19 protein-coding genes and 1 riboswitch are annotated in these 20,398 nt (G+C 40.8%); of the genes, 6 read left to right on the top strand and 13 right to left on the bottom strand.

Annotated features, from left to right (window positions below; genetic code table 11):
• Positions 1–38: 38 nt before the first annotated feature.
• From V7161_RS04640 to nirB, 3 genes are all read right to left on the bottom strand, one after another.
• Positions 39–332: a hypothetical protein gene (locus V7161_RS04640; RefSeq protein ID WP_289984334.1), complete on the bottom strand. Its 294-nt coding sequence runs from the start codon at positions 330–332 to the stop codon at positions 39–41.
• A gap of 134 nt (positions 333–466) precedes the next feature.
• Positions 467–2,617, bottom strand: a complete 2,151-nt coding sequence (gene nasC / locus V7161_RS04635; RefSeq protein ID WP_335442644.1) for an assimilatory nitrate reductase catalytic subunit NasC — start codon at positions 2,615–2,617, stop codon at positions 467–469.
• Positions 2,618–2,683: 66 nt separating this feature from the next.
• Positions 2,684–5,062, bottom strand: a complete 2,379-nt coding sequence (nirB, locus tag V7161_RS04630; protein WP_335442642.1) for a nitrite reductase large subunit NirB — start codon at positions 5,060–5,062, stop codon at positions 2,684–2,686.
• Positions 5,063–5,390: 328 nt separating this feature from the next.
• Between nirB and V7161_RS04625 the strand changes: the two genes are divergently transcribed.
• Complete coding sequence (locus tag V7161_RS04625) at positions 5,391–6,596, top strand: nitrate/nitrite transporter (RefSeq protein WP_335442750.1); 1,206 nt, start codon at positions 5,391–5,393, stop codon at positions 6,594–6,596.
• Between the two features lie 55 nt (positions 6,597–6,651).
• Here the strand turns inward: V7161_RS04625 and aspA are convergent, their stop codons facing one another.
• Entirely contained in the window at positions 6,652–8,082 is a 1,431-nt protein-coding gene (gene aspA, locus V7161_RS04620) for an aspartate ammonia-lyase (protein ID WP_335442748.1), read from the bottom strand.
• A gap of 35 nt (positions 8,083–8,117) precedes the next feature.
• Positions 8,118–9,122: an asparaginase gene (locus tag V7161_RS04615; protein WP_335442641.1), complete on the bottom strand. Its 1,005-nt coding sequence runs from the start codon at positions 9,120–9,122 to the stop codon at positions 8,118–8,120.
• Positions 9,123–9,307: 185 nt separating this feature from the next.
• Between V7161_RS04615 and V7161_RS04610 the strand changes: the two genes are divergently transcribed.
• Positions 9,308–9,664 (top strand): helix-turn-helix domain-containing protein, encoded by a 357-nt coding sequence (locus V7161_RS04610; protein WP_335442640.1) that lies wholly within the window; start codon positions 9,308–9,310, stop codon positions 9,662–9,664.
• A gap of 28 nt (positions 9,665–9,692) precedes the next feature.
• Here V7161_RS04610 and V7161_RS04605 read toward each other — a convergent pair whose 3' ends face one another.
• Entirely contained in the window at positions 9,693–9,893 is a 201-nt protein-coding gene (locus V7161_RS04605) for a hypothetical protein (RefSeq protein ID WP_335442639.1), read from the bottom strand.
• Positions 9,871–11,628, bottom strand: coding sequence for a phosphomethylpyrimidine synthase ThiC (gene thiC / locus V7161_RS04600; protein ID WP_335442637.1), 1,758 nt, complete (start codon positions 11,626–11,628; stop codon positions 9,871–9,873). Before thiC ends, V7161_RS04605 begins: the two co-directional genes overlap by 23 nt.
• A gap of 176 nt (positions 11,629–11,804) precedes the next feature.
• Positions 11,805–11,918: riboswitch (TPP riboswitch) on the bottom strand.
• Positions 11,919–12,082: 164 nt separating this feature from the next.
• Here thiC and V7161_RS04595 point away from each other — a divergent pair.
• Positions 12,083–12,262, top strand: a complete 180-nt coding sequence (locus V7161_RS04595; RefSeq protein WP_223590187.1) for a small acid-soluble spore protein H — start codon at positions 12,083–12,085, stop codon at positions 12,260–12,262.
• A gap of 327 nt (positions 12,263–12,589) precedes the next feature.
• Entirely contained in the window at positions 12,590–13,330 is a 741-nt protein-coding gene (locus V7161_RS04590) for a spore coat protein (protein WP_335442635.1), read from the top strand.
• 68 nt (positions 13,331–13,398) lie between these two features.
• On the opposite strand, the gene V7161_RS04585 is transcribed toward V7161_RS04590, so the two are convergent.
• The 4 genes from V7161_RS04585 to V7161_RS04570 form a co-directional block, all read right to left on the bottom strand.
• Complete coding sequence (locus V7161_RS04585; protein WP_335442633.1) at positions 13,399–14,124, bottom strand: TerC family protein; 726 nt, start codon at positions 14,122–14,124, stop codon at positions 13,399–13,401.
• Between the two features lie 147 nt (positions 14,125–14,271).
• Positions 14,272–15,480 (bottom strand): MFS transporter, encoded by a 1,209-nt coding sequence (locus tag V7161_RS04580; protein ID WP_335442632.1) that lies wholly within the window; start codon positions 15,478–15,480, stop codon positions 14,272–14,274.
• Positions 15,481–15,631: 151 nt separating this feature from the next.
• The gene (locus V7161_RS04575; RefSeq protein ID WP_335442631.1) at positions 15,632–16,105 is read right to left on the bottom strand and encodes a hypothetical protein; all 474 of its coding nucleotides are present in this window, start codon (positions 16,103–16,105) and stop codon (positions 15,632–15,634) included.
• Between the two features lie 231 nt (positions 16,106–16,336).
• Positions 16,337–17,302 (bottom strand): helix-turn-helix domain-containing protein, encoded by a 966-nt coding sequence (locus tag V7161_RS04570; RefSeq protein WP_335442629.1) that lies wholly within the window; start codon positions 17,300–17,302, stop codon positions 16,337–16,339.
• A gap of 183 nt (positions 17,303–17,485) precedes the next feature.
• Here V7161_RS04570 and V7161_RS04565 point away from each other — a divergent pair, with 183 nt between their 5' ends.
• Together V7161_RS04565 and V7161_RS04560 are read left to right on the top strand one after the other, a co-directional pair.
• Positions 17,486–18,793 carry a M20/M25/M40 family metallo-hydrolase gene (locus tag V7161_RS04565; protein ID WP_335442627.1) on the top strand — a complete coding sequence of 436 codons (1,308 nt, stop codon included), beginning with the start codon at positions 17,486–17,488 and terminating at the stop codon, positions 18,791–18,793.
• Positions 18,794–18,876: 83 nt separating this feature from the next.
• The gene (locus V7161_RS04560) at positions 18,877–19,422 is read left to right on the top strand and encodes a flavodoxin family protein (protein WP_335442626.1); all 546 of its coding nucleotides are present in this window, start codon (positions 18,877–18,879) and stop codon (positions 19,420–19,422) included.
• A 42-nt stretch (positions 19,423–19,464) separates the two neighbouring features.
• Here the strand turns inward: V7161_RS04560 and V7161_RS04555 are convergent, their stop codons facing one another.
• Together V7161_RS04555 and V7161_RS04550 are read right to left on the bottom strand one after the other, a co-directional pair.
• The gene (locus V7161_RS04555) at positions 19,465–19,791 is read right to left on the bottom strand and encodes an antibiotic biosynthesis monooxygenase family protein (RefSeq protein ID WP_335442624.1); all 327 of its coding nucleotides are present in this window, start codon (positions 19,789–19,791) and stop codon (positions 19,465–19,467) included.
• Between the two features lie 28 nt (positions 19,792–19,819).
• A complete protein-coding gene (locus tag V7161_RS04550; RefSeq protein ID WP_335442623.1) occupies positions 19,820–20,344 on the bottom strand; it encodes a DinB family protein in 525 nt (174 codons plus the stop codon).
• Positions 20,345–20,398 lie beyond the last annotated feature (54 nt).

The raw sequence follows: 20,398 nt of genomic DNA, 5'->3' as shown, positions 1-20,398 counted from the left end.
CAAAAGACCCTCCCTAGAAGGGAAGGCCTCTAAATCATTTATTTAACTAATTTATTTTTGATGTCCAACAAGTACTTGATTACGACAGCAAGCCCGCCAATGAAGTAGAAGGTTATCATAATCCATCCTGTTGGATCAATTGAATTCATGGAAATAAGAAGGTTTAATGGAAGAACGAAGTATACGATATCCTTTAAATAATCTAGTACAAAACTTGTATCAAAGGAGCCTTTCCAGAACATCTGGATAAACTGAATTAGGAAATTAAGAATCATTAGTCCAAAAACGGCCTGCATAGTATATAGCATCCAGGCTGAAAGTCCGAAGTCCATTTATCATCACCACCTTTGCTATATTCTATGCTTGGAATAATAACGGGTGAAGAAAATGGACGAGGATTATTCACAAAATATTCACAATAATCTGTAACAATTAAACACGGGCAAATACACTCAAGATAGAATTTTTATTGTATAAATTGTTCCATTAACGAACTTATTCTCACTGCAGTCACCTTAAATCCAGGCATCCTGCAGTCAGGATCTAATTTCTTTGAAACTAGAAGATTCACATTTTGTGAGTCACCCCAATGAAATGGGACGAAAACGGTATCCTTGCGAATCGTCTCCGACCATTTGCTTCTAACGACAATGCAGCCTTGTTTGGATTCAATTTTTACCAATGTATGATCAGGGATTTGATATTTTAAGGCAGTTGTCGGATGGATTTCCAGGTACGATTCCACATTTCTTGCCGCTAATGCAGCACTTTTCCTTGTTTGTACACCGGTTAAATAATGGGACATAACTCTTCCTGTCGTTAATAACAAGGGAAATTCTTCACTTGTTTGGTCTTTCGCCACAACTGATTTGTTTGGAGCGATGACCATGACAGCTTTTCCATCAGGATGTGAAAAGGAAGCTTCAAACAGCCTTTTCGTCCCACTATGTCCCATATCAGGACAAGGCCATATTATACCGCCTTCTTTTCGCAGACGCTCATAGGTAATCCCGAAATAATCAGCCTTTCCCCCACGGCTGGCCACTCGTAATTCTTGAAAAATTTCTTCTGCCGAAGTAAACGAAAAAGCCTTTTCTTTACCAAGAACACGTGCCATTTCACAAATAATTTGCCAGTCGTGCTTGACCTCTCCTGGACATGGATAGCTCGCTTCGCGAAGTGTGACCCGGCCTTCCACATTTGTCATCGTTCCCTCATCCTCCAAATAAGAAGAAGAGGGCAAAATCAAATCGGCTAATTTTGCCGTCTCTGACAAGAAAAGATCCGCTGCAACAAAGAATTTTAATTTTTTTAATGCATTTATCACAGATTGGGCATTTGGATGGGAAACAACCGGATTCGAACACATGATAAATAGGCCGGTAATTTCAACTTCATGGATTTTCTCAATCATTTCGTATGCAGAAACCCCTTTTCCCGGCAATTCGGCCTCATCGATCCCCCAAACACTGGCAATATATGCTCGATGTTCTTCGTTTTCAATGGCTCGATATCCAGGAAGCTGATCGGCTTTTTGCCCATGTTCACGGGCTCCTTGTCCATTTCCCTGTCCTGTTATTGCTCCATAACCGCAATGAGCTTTGCCAATTTTCCCAGTTGAAAGCAGAATATTCAATAAATTACGAACAGCGATCGATCCATCGGTTTGTTGCTCCACACCTCTTGCGGTAAAAATCATCCCTGTTTCTTCTTTTCCAAACTTTATTGCCGCTTTACGAATTTGAGCGATTGGAACACCGGTTATGTCTTCGATTTCCTCCAGTGTTAACGATGAAACATACTCCTTTACTTCTTCAAACCCATTTACCCTTTCTTGGATAAAGAGTTTATTAATATAGTTTTCTTCTATTATTATTTTTAACAGCCCATTTGCGAGTGCGGCATCGGTACCCGGTTTAAGCTGCAAATGCAAGTCTGCCAGTTTCGTCGTCGCGGTTTCACGAGGGTCTATTGCAATAATATAAGCGCCGTTTTCCTTTGCTTTTTCAAAGTATGGCATGATGGTGGGCTGACATTCGGCGATATTTGTTCCCGCTAAGATGATGCAATTTGTGTAAGGAATTTCAGATAGGCTATTGGTAAATCCTCTATCCATTCCGAATGTTTGGTTCGCGGCAGAGGCTGCTGCAGACATACATAAGCGGCCATTGTAATCAATGTATTTGGTTTTTAAAGCACTTCGTGCAAACTTTCCTAGTAAATAAGCTTCTTCGTTGGTGAGTGAGGCGCTGCCATAAACCGCCAAAGCGTTCTGGCCATCTTCCGTTTGAATTCTGGTAAAATTCTCTTTGATTTTGTCCAGGGCTTCCTCCCAGCTAATGCGGACAAATTCTCCATTCACTTTTAATAATGGGTATTTTAACCGCTCGCGATGGAAGGAATGTTGATGTGCATGGATGCCTTTGATGCATAAACGCCCTTCTGAAGTGGGATTATCTTTTCCGATGGTCTTATATGTTCTTCGTGTAACAATCGATTGTTCTATCAACTGCATTTTGCATTGCATACTGCAAAAAGGACATTGGGTATCATATGTTTTTTCAGATTCAACTTTTTGCTGCTTTGTCCTGAAGTATTTTAAGAACATTTCAGTCAAATTACCGCCTCCGTTTCAGATAAATTTTTACATAATCATAGGTTTATTCAATAATACGGACACTTTCTACAATCCCTTAAAAGTAGACAATTCAGATTTCTCATAAAACCGCTTCCGCAACGACAATTCCTCTTCTAAGCGATCCAACAATTGCCGGAGAAGCTCGAAATCAAATAATACTTCTCTTATATGAACTAAGGTGAGTCGCTCAATCCATTCCCATGTCCGCTCCAGATAATTGGCTGTCTCCCGGTAATATTGGACAAATCCTGTAACCATTTCAAACGCTTCTTTATCCGAGGCAGCAATACACAGCAGTTCACCGCCACGTACTTTCCGACCGCTGCTCCCTCCAACATAAATTTCCCAGCCTCGTTCCATTCCGATGACTCCGATATCTTTCGTGGTGCAGCTTGCACCATCATGCAAACAGGAAGAAACACCCATCTTCACACGATAGGGAGTGGTCAGAAATTCCAATCTTTTTTCGAGACTCGCTGAAAGATGGAGAGAGGATTGTTTATCGCAACGGCAAATATGTTCCCCAATACAGGTTTTAATTGTTTGCACCTTATTTCCATAGGTTGAACTCATCGGCATGTTCAAATCGGCCCAAACACCAGCGAGGTCTCCTTCTTTTATCCCCATCAAATGAATCCTTTGTTCACTTGTAATCGCAATATCTACGATTCCATATTTGTCAGAGACATCCGCTATTTTTCGCAATTGCTCAGACTTGGTCATTCCGCCATACATTTGCGGGATGACCAAGTACGTGCCGTCCTGTTGCAAGGTGGCATTCATCCGATCGTTTAGAAAAAGGGTTTCCTGGATATTCTCATATTCTGGATTAATCATCGCTAAATAATAGGACAAGGCCGGCCGGCATTTCGTACAGCCTTGTTTGGTATTCCAATGAAGGACATCCATCACCTTCGATAAAGAAGTTAGACCCAACTGTTGGATCTTTTGTACCACTTCATCCTCTGATAACGATGTACAGGAACAAAAGGACGTCTTTTCTATCACCTCGGAAAAATCATAACTATTAATATAGGATAATAGCTCTTCAATCATCGGCTTGCAGCCACCACACGAACCTGACGCCTTTGTGCATATTTTCACTTGTTCAACAGAGGAAAGACCTTTTTTTTGCACGGCCTCGATGATCGCTCCTTTTGTTACCCCATTGCAATTGCAAATCAACTCACTGTTGGCCAAAGATGTAATTGTATGGCTTTCAACAATAGAGGTTGGAAAAATGGCAACTTTTTCAATATCCTGTAAATCTTGTTGTTTTAAAATCATTTCTAGTAATTTTCCGCGCTCGCTTGTATCCCCGAACATGACAGCACCAATGATTTTATCATCTTTGAAAACCATCTTTTTATATACTCCAGCTATCTCATCATAAATTTTAATCGCCTTTGAATCTGGGGTTTCCTCAAACCGGCCTGCTGAAAAAACCTCTACTCCCGAAATTTTCAATTGCGTAGAAAGAACCGATCCTTCATATCCCTTACTAGCGATGCCGCAAATCCGCTTGGCTAACACCCTCCCTTGTTCATATAAAGGCTTCACCAATCCGTAAACTATTCCTCGATGCTCTACACATTCCCCGACAGCGTAGATATTCGGAATACTCGTTTCTAAAAAATCATTAACAAGAATCCCGCGTTTAGTCTCAATCCCGCTATCCTTCGCCAACTGGACATTCGGCCTGACCCCCGCTGCCATGATAATCAAATTGGCCTCTATCTCTGTTCCGTCTTTGAACCTCAAGCCTTCAACCCGCCCGTCCCCGAGAATCTCCGCTGTCTCTTTTTCCAAAAGAAACAACATCCCTTGCCGTTCCAACTCTGTTTGCAGCATTTTCGCCGCTGTTTGATCCAATTGCCTTTCCATTAAACAACTAAAAAGATGAACCACCTTTACATCCATACTCAGATTCAACAGCCCTCTTGCTGCTTCCAATCCTAATAGTCCGCCGCCAATTACGACTGCTTTCTTATACTTCTTCGCTGTTTCGATCATGATTTGGCAATCCTCAATTGTTCTAAAAGAAATGACACCTTCCTTATCAACGCCTGGAATAGGCAGCATAAACGGAGTGGAACCAGTAGCTAAAATAAGCTGGTCATATGATACCACTCGCAGTTTATCTGTTAAGAGAATCTGATTGTCGGTATCAATTTTTAGGACCATTTCCCCTAAAAACAGCTTGATATGGTGTTGGTTATACCATTCCCGGCTATTTAAGGTAATGTCGGCTAACGATGTTCTCCCTTGCAAAACAGTCGACAATAAAATCCGATTATAGTTTGGGTGCGGTTCACTGCCAATGACCGTTATATCAAACCGATCGGGATTCAACTTTAAGATTTCCTCCAGACAGCGGATGCCGGCCATTCCATTCCCAATCAAGATTAATTTTTGTTTTGCCATTAATAACCCTCCAGACAATCCAATTGTAAGCTGACGCCATGAACTTTCTCCATTATTCCATAAAACGAATAAGCAGAAATTAATTGTGTGATATTTTCTAACATGAAATTTTCAGAAAAAATTCCTTGTCAGGATACCTTACATGTTTTCTGACAAGAGCAGCGATGACCCTCTATGCTAAAAAAAGCAAATGATTGGGAGGTAAGGAATGAAAAAAACAATTGGTATTATTTCATTTTTATATTTGATTGGAAAAGTGATCTTTTCAAAAAAACAAAATATCGGCTGGTAACTGAAGCTTTATTAAGTTAGAAAGGGGTAATGAATGATGAAATTAACGGATTTAAAGAAGAGCGGTCATGCACCGTCATTGTTGGCATCATTTTTATACTTTGATGTTAGTTTTATGATTTGGGTCATATTAGGGGCTCTAGGAGTCTTTATCACAAAAGATTTTAGTTTATCTCCCTCTCAGAAGGGTCTGATTGTAGCGGTTCCTATCCTCAGTGGCTCCTTTTTCCGTCTTGTCCTTGGGGTCTTAACAGATCGGATTGGACCTCGTAAAACGGCGATTAGCGGAATGCTCGTCACAATTATTCCTCTTGTGTGGGGATGGTTATTTGGACGAATATTACCAGAGCTTTATTTAATCGGAATTCTCCTTGGTGTTGCAGGTGCAAGCTTTGCGGCAGCGATTCCGATGGCGAGCCGTTGGTATCCACCGCAATTACAAGGCTTGGCAATAGGAATAGCAGGTGCGGGTAATAGTGGAACATTATTTGCGACACTGTTCGGTCCGCGAATCGCTGAAAATATTGGCTGGCATAACGTGATGGGATTGGCAATGCTGCCACTATTAATCGTTTTTATCCTATATTTCATAATGGCTAAGGATGCTCCTTCCCAGCCGGCAGCAAAACCGATTTTTGAATACTTCAAGGTTCTGAAACAACGGGATACCTGGTATTTTTGCCTGCTTTATAGTGTTACCTTCGGTGGATTTGTAGGATTATCCAGTTTTTTAAGTATCTTTTTTGTGGATCAGTACGAGTTATCAATGGTGACCGCAGGAGATTTCGTGACACTGTGCGTGGCTGCAGGCAGCTTTTTCCGGCCAGTTGGCGGTTACATAGCCGATCGGATTGGCGGCGGACGTTTACTAACATTCTTATTTATTGGCGTAGCACTATCGATGTTCGGTGTAAGCCAGCTTCCTTCTATTTACCTAGTGACTACCCTGTTGTTTATTGGCATGCTTTGCCTTGGGATGGGAAATGGGGCGGTGTTTCAATTGGTGCCGCAGAGGTTCCGGGAAGAGATTGGCATGGTTACCGGTATTGTCGGGGCCGCCGGCGGAATTGGCGGATTTTTTGTACCGAACATTCTTGGTTCCCTTAAACAAATTTCCGGCACCTATTCAACAGGTTTTATCGTGATTGCCGGGATCGGAATAGCTGCCCTTTTAGTGCTCACACTTGCCCAGTTATCATGGCGAAAGGCCATTTCTCCTAATGAGGCTTCTGTAAAGATGTGATTGTTAAAAAAGGTGCCTGACACCCTCCGAAAATAGAGTGTCAAGCACCTTTTGTTTAGTCTCTATCCAGCAAGGAGGCCCCAGCAATCCCTGGATGTGTCATCTCATACGGATCAAGAATTAAATCAAGCTCCTCTTCGGTCAATACTTGATATTTTAAACATAAATCACGGATTGACGCCCCGCTTAGAATCGCCTCTCTGGCAATTCTTGCTGCAGGTTCGTATCCAAGATGTGGATTTACGGCAGTAATTATCCCGGCGCTCTTTTCAACATACTCCTTTAAGCGATCTTCATTTGCTTTGATTCCTTTTAAGCAGTGTTCTGTAAAGGCGCTGAAGGCATTATTCATGATGCTGATCGACTGAAGCAGGTTGAAAACCAACACCGGCTCCATGACATTCAATTCAAGCTGGCCAGCTTCTGAGGCAAGGCAGATCGTATGATCATTTCCGATTACTTGGAATGCCACTTGGTTAATCACTTCCGGCATAACCGGATTCACTTTTCCTGGCATGATGGAAGATCCTGGCTGACGGGCAGGCAATTGGATTTCTGCCAATCCCGCACGAGGGCCAGATGCCATAAGGCGCAGGTCGTTGGCGATTTTAGACATATTCATCATACATACTTTTAAAGCTGCTGAAACTTCAGTATAGGCATCGGTATTCTGAGTAGCATCCACAAGATGCTCCGCTCCAACCAACGGCAGCCCGGTGATTTCGGCAAGATATTTGACCACATTTTCAATATAACGTGGATCGGCATTTAGTCCCGTGCCAACAGCGGTTGCCCCCATATTTAATTCATATAAATGCTGACGCGACTGCTTTATTCGCTTGATGTCCCGCTCGATAACCCTGGCATAGGCCTCAAATTCCTGGCCGAGACGGATTGGCACAGCATCCTGAAGATGGGTCCGTCCCATTTTGATAACATGATTGAACTCTTGAGCCTTTTGCCCAAAAGCACTATGCATCACGTTCATGGTTTCTAGCAATTTTTCAAGAAGGTTTAATACCGCGATATGAATGGCAGTTGGAAACGCATCGTTTGTTGATTGCGACATGTTCACATGGGTGTTCGGGCTGCAATGAAAATAGTCTCCCTTTTCTTTGCCCATTAATTCGATGGCACGATTGGCAATGACCTCATTAACATTCATATTAATCGAAGTGCCAGCACCGCCCTGAATCGGATCAACAATGATTTGGTCATGCAGCTTGCCATCCATTAATTCTTCCGCCGCTTTAACGATTGCCTCGCCAATGCCGGAATAAAGCTGTTTAACGTCCATATTTGCCAGTGCTGCCGCTTTTTTGACCGTCGCCATTGCTATTATTAATTCTTCATGAATCCGGTAGCCGGTAATCGGGAAATTCTCAACGGCCCTTAACGTTTGAACACCGTAATAGGCATCAACCGGCACTTCCTTTGTTCCTAGAAAATCCTTTTCATTTCGTACATTCCCATTTGTCTTTTGCATGGTGGACATAGTATCTCTCCTCGATTTTAATAACATTATTCTTCTTTATCAGAATTGATCGTTAAATCCCCTGCCAGAGGAGTTTCAATGATATTCTTGACCTCGTCTAAATCATTCGATTGTCCAAGGGCCCACATCAGCTTCGCGACAATCGCTTCCGTGTTCATATCCCCTGATAAAATAACGTTATGCTGGGCTACCTTCCGGCCGACTTCATAGAGGAGCAAATCTTCCCCTTCTTCCAAGCATTGGGTCGTAATGACGACCGCCACACCCGCACCGGTCAGCTCTTGGATTTTTGAAAGAAGGTTCCGCCCTTCAAACGGCAATCCTCCATTACCAAAGCTTTCTATTATTATACCTTTATATAATCCTTTTAAACTATCAAAAATCTCCGGTTTGGTTCCAGGATATAATTTCATTAGAAATACATCGGTGCATAAATCAGTATTAATTGAAAGCTTGTCCGTGGATGGTGCTGGTTTCCACTGATATTTCACTTCCTTGTCATTCACAAACGCAACATACGGGTGATTTACACTTTCAAAAGCATCATAGCTTTTTGTACGCATTTTAACCGCTCTTGTTCCGAGGATAACTCGGCCGTCAAAAACGATAAAGACTCCTCCAATTGTTTCACAGGCAAACCGGATGGCGTCGGCGACATTTTTTTTCGCATCTGTTTTTTTGAAGCTGATCGGAACTTGTGAACCTGTTAAAACAACCGGTTTCTCAAGTCCTTGAAGCATGTAAGAAAGCGCTGCCGACGTAAAGGCTAGTGTATCTGTTCCATGGGTTATGACAAAACCGTCATATTCTTGATAATGATCATGGATGGCTTGGGCTATTTTCACCCAATGCTCTGGCTGCATATTCGTGCTATCAATATTCATTAAGATTTTACTATCAATTTTAATATCATAGGAGGTAATCGGACAATAATGAAGCAATTCCTCAGCGGAAAGACCAGGAACGAGTCCTTCATTTCCTTCTACGGATGCAATAGTCCCTCCGGTGGCGAGTAATAGGATTTTCTTCAACTGTATCAGCTCCATTGAGTGAAAAAATAGTCTTTTATTCGCGTAATGCGTATCTATACTTTACATTATAGAACTTAAATTGGATAAATCAATAGTTTGTACTCGATACGCGTACTTTTTTCTATTCGGGTCTATGATTCTATGTTATAATTTGAACAATATTAAGAAAATGGAGTTGGAGACGAATGCTGGATCGTTTATCCGAATTAAGAAAAGAACGAAAATGGTCGCTGCAGGAAACCGCTGATCAATTAGGAATCGCTAAAAGTACTTATGCTGGCTATGAGTCAGGATACCGTGAACCGTCCTTACTCTCACTAACACAAATAGCGGAATTATTCGAAACGACAGTTGATTATTTGTTGGGAAGAACAGACGAGCTGCATCGGATGCAGAAGAGAGTAGAAATCACAACAGTCATTCATACCCCAACTCCCTCTCTTTTGATCGATGGGGAACCAGTAACAGCAGACGAAATAATCGACTTTATCGCCTTTATACGCTCAAAAAGAGACTTAAAATTAGAAAAAGGCCCAGCATGAAAATGTTGAGCCTATGTTTCTTCCTCTATTAATAATAGGTGCTTTCAGCGAACCCGCACTTATGGCATTTTCTCATTCCAGGGGTTTCAAAAAAAATATGCTTACAATGGCGTTGAATGGATTCTATTCTACCTTTTAAAAAATGAATATTTTGGTGTAAATAATCAATTTCTGCTATTAATCTTTTTACTTCATTGGAAGGAGTATTATCGGTATATTTTTGATCCATTGAAGATAAACTCCTCCGCTTTTTTCTTCATACCTGTAACCCTTTCATCTTCCTTTACCATCCCCCGGATATCATGGGAAATTTTCATCGAACAGAACTTTGGACCGCACATGGAACAAAAATGTGCTGTTTTGGCCCCTTCTGCTGGAAGAGTTTCATCGTGATACTCTCTTGCGCGTTCTGGATCCAATGATAGGTTGAATTGGTCTTCCCATCTGAATTCAAAACGGGCCTTCGATAAGGCATTATCCCGAATTTGCGCTCCTGGATGGCCTTTTGCCAAATCTGCTGCATGTGCCGCGATTTTATAAGCTATAACGCCATCACGGACATCATTCTTATTGGGTAAACCAAGATGCTCCTTTGGTGTCACATAGCATAGCATAGCAGTTCCAAACCAGCCAATCATCGCGGCGCCAATGGCTGAGGTAATATGGTCGTATCCTGGTGCGATATCAGTGGTTAACGGCCCAAGCGTATAAAATGGCGCTTCTTTACAGATTTCCATTTGCTTATCTACATTTTCCTTAATCTTATGCATCGGAACATGTCCGGGTCCTTCAATCATCACTTGCACATCATGCTTCCAGGCAATCTCCGTTAATTCCCCCAATGTTTCAAGCTCTGCAAATTGCGCTTCATCATTGGCATCGGCAATGCTGCCTGGACGCAATCCATCCCCTAGCGAAACCGAAATATCATATTGCTTTAAAATTTTACATATTTCTTCAAAATGGGTGTAGAGAAAGTTTTCCTGATGATGGGCCAGACACCACTGGGCCATAATCGAACCTCCACGGGATACAATTCCTGTCGTCCGTTTCGCTGTCAATGGGATAAAACGTAACAGCACACCAGCATGAATCGTAAAATAATCGACCCCTTGTTCAGCTTGTTCGATCAACGTATCGCGATAGACTTCCCAGGTTAGATTCTCAGCAACTCCATTCACTTTTTCAAGAGCTTGATAAATAGGCACCGTCCCAACCGGTACCGGGGAATTGCGGATAATCCATTCTCTTGTTGTATGAATATTTTTTCCAGTTGATAAATCCATGATAGTATCTGTTCCCCAGCGTGTTGCCCAGGACATTTTTTCAACCTCTTGTTCAATCGAGGATGTGACAGCTGAATTCCCAATATTGGCGTTGATTTTTACATGGAAATTTCGTCCAATAATCATTGGTTCAGTTTCAGGATGGTTGATATTGGCTGGAATAATCGCTCTCCCACGGGCAACCTCGTCCCTGACATATGCAGGCTCTACATTTTCACGAATTGCGATAAATTCCATCTCAGGAGTGATGATCCCCTTTTTCGCATAATGCATTTGGGTAACATTATGACCTTTTTTGGCACGTAAAGGTAAATTGTTTATGTTAGGAAACCATTCAAGATTGGCCCGCTCATCTTCATCAAGGTAGCCATTATCTCTTGGCATTATTTCTCTTCCTTCATAGCTTTCAACATCATTGCGTTCAAAGATCCATTTTTTGCGCAATGCCTGAAGCCCTTTTCTGATATCAATTGGATGGTTCGGGTCCGTATAAGGCCCACTTGTATCATAAACCCGAACAGGTGCATTTTCTTCTTCTCCATATGTAGTAACCGTTCGTGTCAACCGGATTTCTCTCATCGGGACTTTAATGTCAGATCTCGATCCCTCAAGATAAACTTTTCTGCTCCCGGTAAATGGTGATTGTAATTCGATGTTTACGTTTGCTTCCTTTTGCATTGTAACTTCCTCCTAAAAATGATAGATTTTGCAATCTAGAAGTTACAGCATAGTCCATTATATGTTGAGTCCATAGACAGACATATAAATAGATGACAATAAAAAAAGGCTCTGTTTGAAAACAGAACCTGATTAAACGTCAAAAAGTAGCGGCGCAAAATCGAGAAACTCGAGTGACGCCTTCGAAACTACTTCCCTACGCTGGTATGATCCAGATCAGGTTCAAAGGGTCAAAGGATTTTATGCATCCTTCTCTCAGTCCGAGCCATCGGACCCCCCTAGTAGAACTAACAACAATGTATTGTTATATAACTTACATATAATTAATAACATAATTTTAACCGTAAATAAAGCTTTTTACATTAATCAACAATATTTTGTTCCATGCAATAAGAATAAACCCTTCGTTTATGACAAATACTTTTGTAGTAAAAAACGAAAGGAGGTTACTCATATGGATGCACAACGCGCACAGGAAATATGTAATTCACCACAAATGGAAAACGTGACCTATAACGGTACCCGTATATATATTGAGCATGTGGATCAACAAAGTGGAAAAGCAACCATCCATCCGCTGGACGAACCAAACAATAAACAAAGTGTTTCTGTTACCAACCTAGTAGAACAATGATGAAACGAAAAGCAGTAAAAAGGTTTACTGCTTTTTTATTTACCTCCCCAACATTCCTATTAGATTCTCGCCTAACACCTTCATTTTTTTCAACCTCAAGCTGAACGATTACCTGTAAAAAATTTTTTAAAAGCCGATTTGAAAGCAGGATACAAGCACAAACAAAGTATGTCCATCTGGGTCCTGGTCTTGTATCATACTCTATCATCTGCCTATTTTCTCTTAATCTTAAAAAAAAAGGCTAATTTATTAGGACAACGTCATTGCGTGACACATATAGATGCAGTGTTAATATAATTTATAAAATTTACAGGGGGAAAACTTATTATGCATAATGACATCATGAAATACTTTATTGGGAAAGTAATAAAGGTCAATCGAGGCGGCTCTGAATCCAGAATTGGCAAGTTAATGCATGCCAGTGAGGATCATCTTGCTCTTTTCACGGAAGACGACGGTCTCGTTTATTACAATACCCAGCATATTAAAAGCTTTACCGATAATATGAAGGGCCAAATGGAATTTAACATCGTGGTTCCAAATGATATTCAATATAAAAAAGCAGATAACTTCTATAGCTTACTGGAATCATTGAAATTTCAATGGGTCAAAATTAATCGCGGGGGCCCGGAGAAGCTTGAAGGCGTATTAAGTGACATCCATCATGATTATGTATCCTTGATTAACAAAGAGGAAATCGTCCGGCTATCAATGTTCCATATCAAAAATATTAGCTATGGCCTTAAAGTTGAAAATGCCCAAGATCAAAAATCGAATAACCAGGCTTCAAATCAATCGAAGCAATCTAACAAACAAGAGGTTTACCGATCCTCAAAATCAGAGAAACAAAACCTCTCTCAATATGAAGCCGAAAAACAATCATATAAATCAGATTCCGATAGGAAGAAATCACGTCAACGTGTTCAGTATCAAGAGGAACCTTTAACATTTGAGGAGCCTTATGCAGAGGAAGTTATGATGGAAAGAGCGGATGATGATGATGTATCTTTATCTGAATTACTGTCCTCAATGGAGAAGTATTTACGAAAGGTCGCTAAGAAGGAGTAACAACTATACCAATTGATTAACAAATCAATTAAAAGCAGGGTAATTGCTACCCTGCTCCATTTTTGAAATTAGATCGTTCTTTCCGAATTGCCACGGAAAAAATGAACGATAAAGGTTCCCATAAATACTGCTATTAAAATACTAAAGAAAATTAATTCATCGAGATGGAATCCGAAAGCAGCAGCAATCATTTTAATGGCAATAATCGCTATTAAAATAAAGGCTGTCGTTTCCAATTCCGGTACTTTTTCAATTAAGGTTAGGAATAATTGAGCGACACCACGCATCATTAAGATTCCTAACATACCTCCTAATAAGAGCACCCAAACATGATTCGAGACACCGAATGCGGCAATAATACTGTCAAAGCTAAAGGCAATGTCCATAAGCTCAACGGTTATCACGGTTCTCCAAAAGCCCATTCTTCTTCCCTGGATTTCGCCATCATCTTCATTTTTCTTAATAAAATTTTGAAAAACCATCCAAAGGAGATAATGACCGCAGACAATTTTGATCCAAGCAATATTAATTAAGGAGACTCCTAACCCTATCGCGATAACACGAAAAAAATAAGCACCAAAGATCCCATAGAATAGAGCTTTCTTTCGCTGATGTTTTGGCAGATGCTTCACCATAACGGCTAAGACTAAGGCGTTATCAGCCGAAAGCAGCCCCTCCAAAATGATAAGAGTTCCAATAATCCCCCAGCTTGCTGGATTAGAAAAGACCGATTTTAATGCATCTAGTGATAAAAAGGTATGATAACTATTAAATATTTCATGTAAGAAACCCATCCGCTTGTCCTTCTCCTTTATGTCTAGTTATTTTCAAAAAAAATTTGGACTTATAATCTAAATGTATGTCCACCCATTGATTATATGAACCAAAAAAAATCCCCGGATCCATAAAATGGACCCAGGGATTTTTTAATAAATTACGTACTATTTACTTGATACAGCCTTTCTTTTCAGGGTACTATTCAGCTCATTGCTATTCCAATAAGCCATTACCATTGCAACTAATAATAAAAGACCCGTTAACATAAATACACTTTGTACAGGGAAAATGCCTCCTATTAATCCACCGATCAACGGTCCCGTCACCCCGCCTATTTGGGTAGCTGTTTGGTTTAAACCGAAGGCTCTTCCACGGAAATCCTCTGTTGTAGACTTCACAACCAAGCCATTTAAAGCTGGGAAAACCGCACAGAAGAAGATTCCAGACACAAAGCGGATCAGCGAAAATCCCCATAAATGAGTGAATAGAACCTGGCCGATGGTGAAAATTCCGCCACCGAGCAGTCCTATGAAAAGAACTTTCTGAAATCCAACTTTATCTGCCCATTTTCCCCATAAAGGAGCAAACAGCGCACTTGCAATCCCAGGCAGGGAGAAGACAATTCCTGCCAGTAATGAAGTGTTATCGGCAGAACCGCTCAGTTTGACGATATACAAGGGCAACACCGGTTCTATCGTCAGCACCGAACAGGCAGTAATGACGGTTAAAATTAAAACAAGCATGAAAGGACGGTTCTCCAAGGCTGTTTTAAAATCATTTTTGACAGAGCCGCGCTTCTTGCTTGGTTTAAAATTTTCCTCTGTTACTAAAAAAATGATTAAGATAGTCGCGAAAAATACAATAATCCCTGCGCTTGCAAATGACCAGCGGTTTCCTACTAATTCAGCCATTCCCCCGCCGAGCAATGGTCCGACAATTCCTCCAGATGCCGAGGCGGAAGAAATCATCGAAAGTGCATATCCCACTTTTTCATTAGGCGTGTTGGTTCCAATTAAAGCAATCGCACCAGGAATGAACCCACTTAATAACCCCTGAAGGATGCGCAGCACCAAGATTTCATATGGATTTGTGACAAAAGCCATTAACGTATATATCACAAACAAGGCAAATCCGGCTCGAATGATCATCGGTTTTCTTCCATATTTATCTGCCACACTCCCCCAGAACGGCGAGGCAAGGGCACCGGCAAAAAAGGCCGAACCGAATAACAGACCTGACCACATTTCAGTGTGATCGTGTACTCCGATTTGAAGTAAAAAAATCGGCAAAAAAGGTATGACCATGGAAAAACTTGCTGATGTGAAAAAAACTCCGATCCAGAGCACCCACAAATTTCGTTTCCACCTTAGCATGCTGTTCCATCTCCCAAAAAGATATATTTTTCCAATGTGCAAATTTAATATTGTTATAATATCACAAAGATCATTTATTTTCATTCCCGAAATATTTGATTTTGGAAATAAAAATACCCCGAGTGCATGATTACACTTGGGGCTACATTGATTATTCATTATTTCTAATCATGTCATTCACTGTTGTTTTCATAGAATGGATGACTGTTTTTTTGTACTTCACTGCCAAAATGAGGACCCTTATTTGTTGGGATCTTGATAATTCATGGAAACGGGGCTCTTGCTTCAAAAAGGATCGAACAATAGACCAGCTTTTTGGCATTAAGGGAAAATCATCCAGAGGTTGTTTCTTTCGGATACGGTAATACCAGGAGGCGATTCCAGGGGATGTGCTTTTATCAACGATACATGGTGCATAGATACTTTTTGTATGTTTCCGAAGATTTTCAAATCTGTCGTGCCCGCTCACAATGATATAACTGTCGTCTTTCCGATTTTTTCTAACAACCAAAACAAACATGCAGTCCCACATAAACCTTTGAAGCCTCTTGATGTGCTCAGTTATTTTCATTGATAAATCGGGTTTGATCTTGTTCAAGGGTATATACTGTACCGTGAACTTCATTAGCATCCCCTCCTTACAAATGGAAGCAACTTCGGTAACCTCAAAATCATTATATGTAGGAACTGGGCTCATGTTTCATTAAGGTTGAATCTTTAATGAAAAGTCGTCGATTGGGTCTTTCATTTACCGTGAGAGTTCACTTTTATCCTTATGGGGCAATGAACCGCCTTTTCATTTACCGTATGAACTCATTTCCACATGAATGGGTAAATGAATTTCCCTTTAAGCTTTTTAGCCTTCTTCCGGCAGTATATCCCCTGCCCGGCAAATCATACAAAAACCAATTCCTTCTGCAAGCTTTCTCGCTCTTCTGTCTCTATTGGTGTCTGGATTTCGAACGTGCACGGTCTCGATGATTTTATCCCAAAAAGGGATTCGCCTTTGCATTCTGTTAATGGTTTGCCTAAGGAGGTCAGGGTCAATCTCTTGTCCTAATCCCTCAAAAAATCGGTCCTCGATATCCTCGCCAGTCAGGGGCCTTCCTCCAGCCTTCAAAGTAAAGTACAAGATCCTAAATGCAGTCGGCTCGAGCGAGATCGGTTGATGCTTACCAAAATAAAGATGAACGCCATCATCCATGCTGCATAAAACAACCTGTTTAGCATCCCAATTATTTTCAAGAATCAATTGGACTTTTTCGTCCGAAATGAATTCTTCCTTTTCGTCAGCAATTTTTCGATAGAATCTGTTATCGAACATTTCGCCAATTGCCTCCAGCATTTCACCGCGATATCGGCCAACCAGCTTTTCATCAAAATCTATGTACGGATTTTCGTTGCTGGCCTCCAATTCAGTTAATGCCTGCCTGGCAATAAAAATCCCGCAATTCGCCATAAACATATTGGCGATCATCTCTTGGGATTCATTTAATCCTTCTGAATCAGAACCTGCTAACGCCCGCTCAAAATGGAATAGAGCATCCGTATACATTTTCTTTCGATATAATAAGTGCGCCAGCCGGTAATTCGCCACGGGATGATCTTTCTGAAGGATGACAGCAGCCTTTAAATACCGCTCTGCCACTATAGGGTCAGGCTCGGCATTCATTTTAAAATGTTCTCCAAACCTTACATACAAAGTAATCAAAGCCTTTTGAGCGAATTCAACCGCCTCTCGATCACGCCTGTCCTTCGCTTCTCTTAATTTCGCTTTCATTTTCTTTTCTTCCTCGTAAATCCATAAAAGCTCGTGTTCCATCTCTACTACCTCTCCCTAGTTAACTGTGACAGGGTGTCACAACGGAATTTATATAATCAAGTTGTTCCACTAGAGTAATAGGAATTCTCGAAAACACAACAAAATTCCTTCTTTCTAGCGTGACGGGGTGTCACAACGAAAAATGTACAATCCATTTATCATAACAAAAGGAGATGGTTTTGAATGAAAAATCAAGAAATTTTATTAGCGAGACATGGACTTATGAAAAAGGATTTAGCAGGAATAAAGGATACCTTTGGGGCCAAGCTTTTATCTGAAACTTTGAATCTAATGGTTAAATACGGTCAATCCCTGGATACCCTTCCGGAAAAAGAATTTATCACTCTTTTAAAGGAAGCATCAAGGATTGTTGAAGGCCCTGGAAGAGAAATGTTAATCAACCCTCTTTATTCAGATCTTCCGCTCACCATGATGGATCCCTATATACGTGGAATGGTCCGCTGGATGAATGAACTGGGTATCTATTCGATTTGCAGCTGTGATGGTCATGGAAATGGCCGAGCAAGAATCGACCTTTTAAAGCACCTTTCTTATTCACAGATGAAGCTGATTAAGACGGCTGCACCTGAAGGGATCCGGTTAAAAATAGAAAGAAAATCAGTTTTTCTCTACTACAAACGGATTGAAAGTTTATTAGATTTTGCTGAAAACTTATATAGAGTATTTAAATCACCGGAGTACCTTAAAGACCTTGAAGCGGTTCACTTCAAACACCAGGTTATCGAACTGTTGAATATCCCTGGAGTCAGCCAGGATGAAAGGAAAATCAGGCTGTATCTTAAAAACCGATTATCGCAGCTCACGGATTACATGTACGTCGATCGAAAAGGAAATTTGCTCGCTTATAAATACTGCGGAGACGGACCAACCATCCTTTTATCGGCGCATATGGATACAGTGGAGGAAATCGCATTGGACCGGGAAATCATTGAGGAAGGAACGATTTTAACAAGCTCTAAAGGCATTTTAGGAGCTGATGACCGCGCCGGAATAGCTGTTATTTTAGAACTTCTGGCTAACATTCAGCAAACGCATTTCAACGGTACCGTTAAAATTGCTTTTACCGTGGAAGAGGAAATTGGCTGTATTGGGTCCCAAAATATAGACCGGGATTTCCTTGAAGCTGTGGATGGAGCGATTGTCATTGACCGGAGGGGGGAACGGGATATTGTCACTTCCTTCGCCAATATTGTCCCCTTCTGCCCGGATGAATACGGACAGCTTTTTGAAAAAGCAGGACAGCTGGCAGGCATGGAGGATTGGAAAATGACACCGGGCGGATTAAGCGATGCCAAAGTATTTGCGGAATTCGGCATCCCTTCTGTTAACCTTTCAGCAGGATATTACCATGAACACACCGATGGGGAATCCTTGAATTATAAAGCGGTATTTGAAACCTATCAATTGGTGATGTCCGTTCTCCACAATCAATTAATCAAAAGTGTTGAAATGCCTCTATTTAAAAATTAATGAAAATCAACATTCTCGATTTTTCCTTCCTGATACGATATAGTTATCTAACAAGTTATTGGATTTGAAAGGAGAAATACAGGATGTCTATCGCAGTAATTTATGGGGGAACCCGCCCAAATGGCAATTCTGAACTCTTGACGGATCATGCCGTGCAAGGAATAGCAGCCGAGAAAGTTTATCTTAAAGATTATATTATTAAGCCAATCGAAGATATGCGGCACTCCCCAGAAGGATTTCAGGACAGAAATGATGATTATAACTCCATCATTGATCGGATTCTGCCGCATGATATCATTATTTTCTCTACACCCATTTATTGGTATAGCATGTCAGGAACGATGAAAAATTTTATTGATCGCTGGTCCCAGACACTTAGGGACGCCCGCTATCCTGATTTTAAAAAGACCCTGTCATCCAAAAAAGCTTATGTGATTGCTGTTGGCGGCGATAATCCTTACATTAAGGGCCTGCCTATGATTCAACAATTTAAGTATATCTTTGATTTTATGGGGATTGAGTTTGGCGGATACATTCTTGGGAAGGGATCCCAGCCTGGTGATGTATTACAAGACAAAGAGGCATTCTTCGCTGCTTCCCAATTAAATAATGGTTTAAAAAATCTATAAATTTTACGGGCTGATTTCCAAAGGAATTCAGCCCGTTTTTGATTACATTTCAAAAAAGCTATGTCTTTCCACTTTACAAACACGGAGAGAAAAATTTTTATACCATTCGCTTTTCCCTCTTGCCTGTGCAGCTTTGTGTTCAACATCGTCCTTCCAGCTCTTGAGGGCTTCCAGCGAGTCCCAATATGAAACCGTGATGCCTAGGTCCGAATCACGAGCGCTTTCCACACCTAAAAACCCTTCATGCTTGGAAGCTAATTCGAGCATTCTATCTGCCATTTTCCCGTAACCATTATCGCCTTCTGTCCGCTGTGAAGCAAAGATCACAGCGTAATATGGCGGCTCTGGAGTTTTTGCAATTCGGCTCATTTTCAGTCCACCACTCCTGTTAATAAATTTACTTTTTCAATATGCCTAAGTACTCTTTCCACGGACCAACTTCAGTTCTGTATCCTTTTGCCAAAACCCGTACAATTTGGGCAATGTGAGTTAAATCATGTACAACCCATGTAGAAAGCAATTCTCTTACTTTCACAAAACCAAGATCAGGGTGTGACCCTGTCAATTCAAGATGTATATCAGAATTAATTAACCCCAGGAGTTTTTGTATATTTTGTGTTCTCAATGTTTTAAATTCAAGCAACTTTTGTTCAATGTTCCTTTCGAAGTTTTCATTTATGTGTGAAAAACGATCAAAAGGCGGGAAGGATTTATTTGATCCTTCCTGAAGAATAAATTCCAATCTTGGCACCCAATTTATCTTTTCTGCCTCAATAAGATGCTCAATTACTTCAGAAACATTCCAGGTTCCTTCTCCTTCATCGCATTGCAGCCAAACATCAGATAAACCAGATAAAAAATTCTCCAAAGTTGGAGGAGTACGCTCCAGAACTTCAATAGCTTCTTTCATATTAAAATTCATTTAACCGTTCCCTTCATAGATTAATCCCATGGGACACTTAACAATTAATCTCTT

It is taken from the genome of Neobacillus drentensis, from assembly GCF_036965425.1.
Taxonomy (GTDB): Bacteria; Bacillota; Bacilli; order Bacillales; family Cytobacillaceae; genus Neobacillus; species Neobacillus drentensis_F.
The sequence above is the reverse complement of the archived record's forward strand: the minus strand, read 5'-3'. Positions and strand labels throughout refer to the sequence as shown.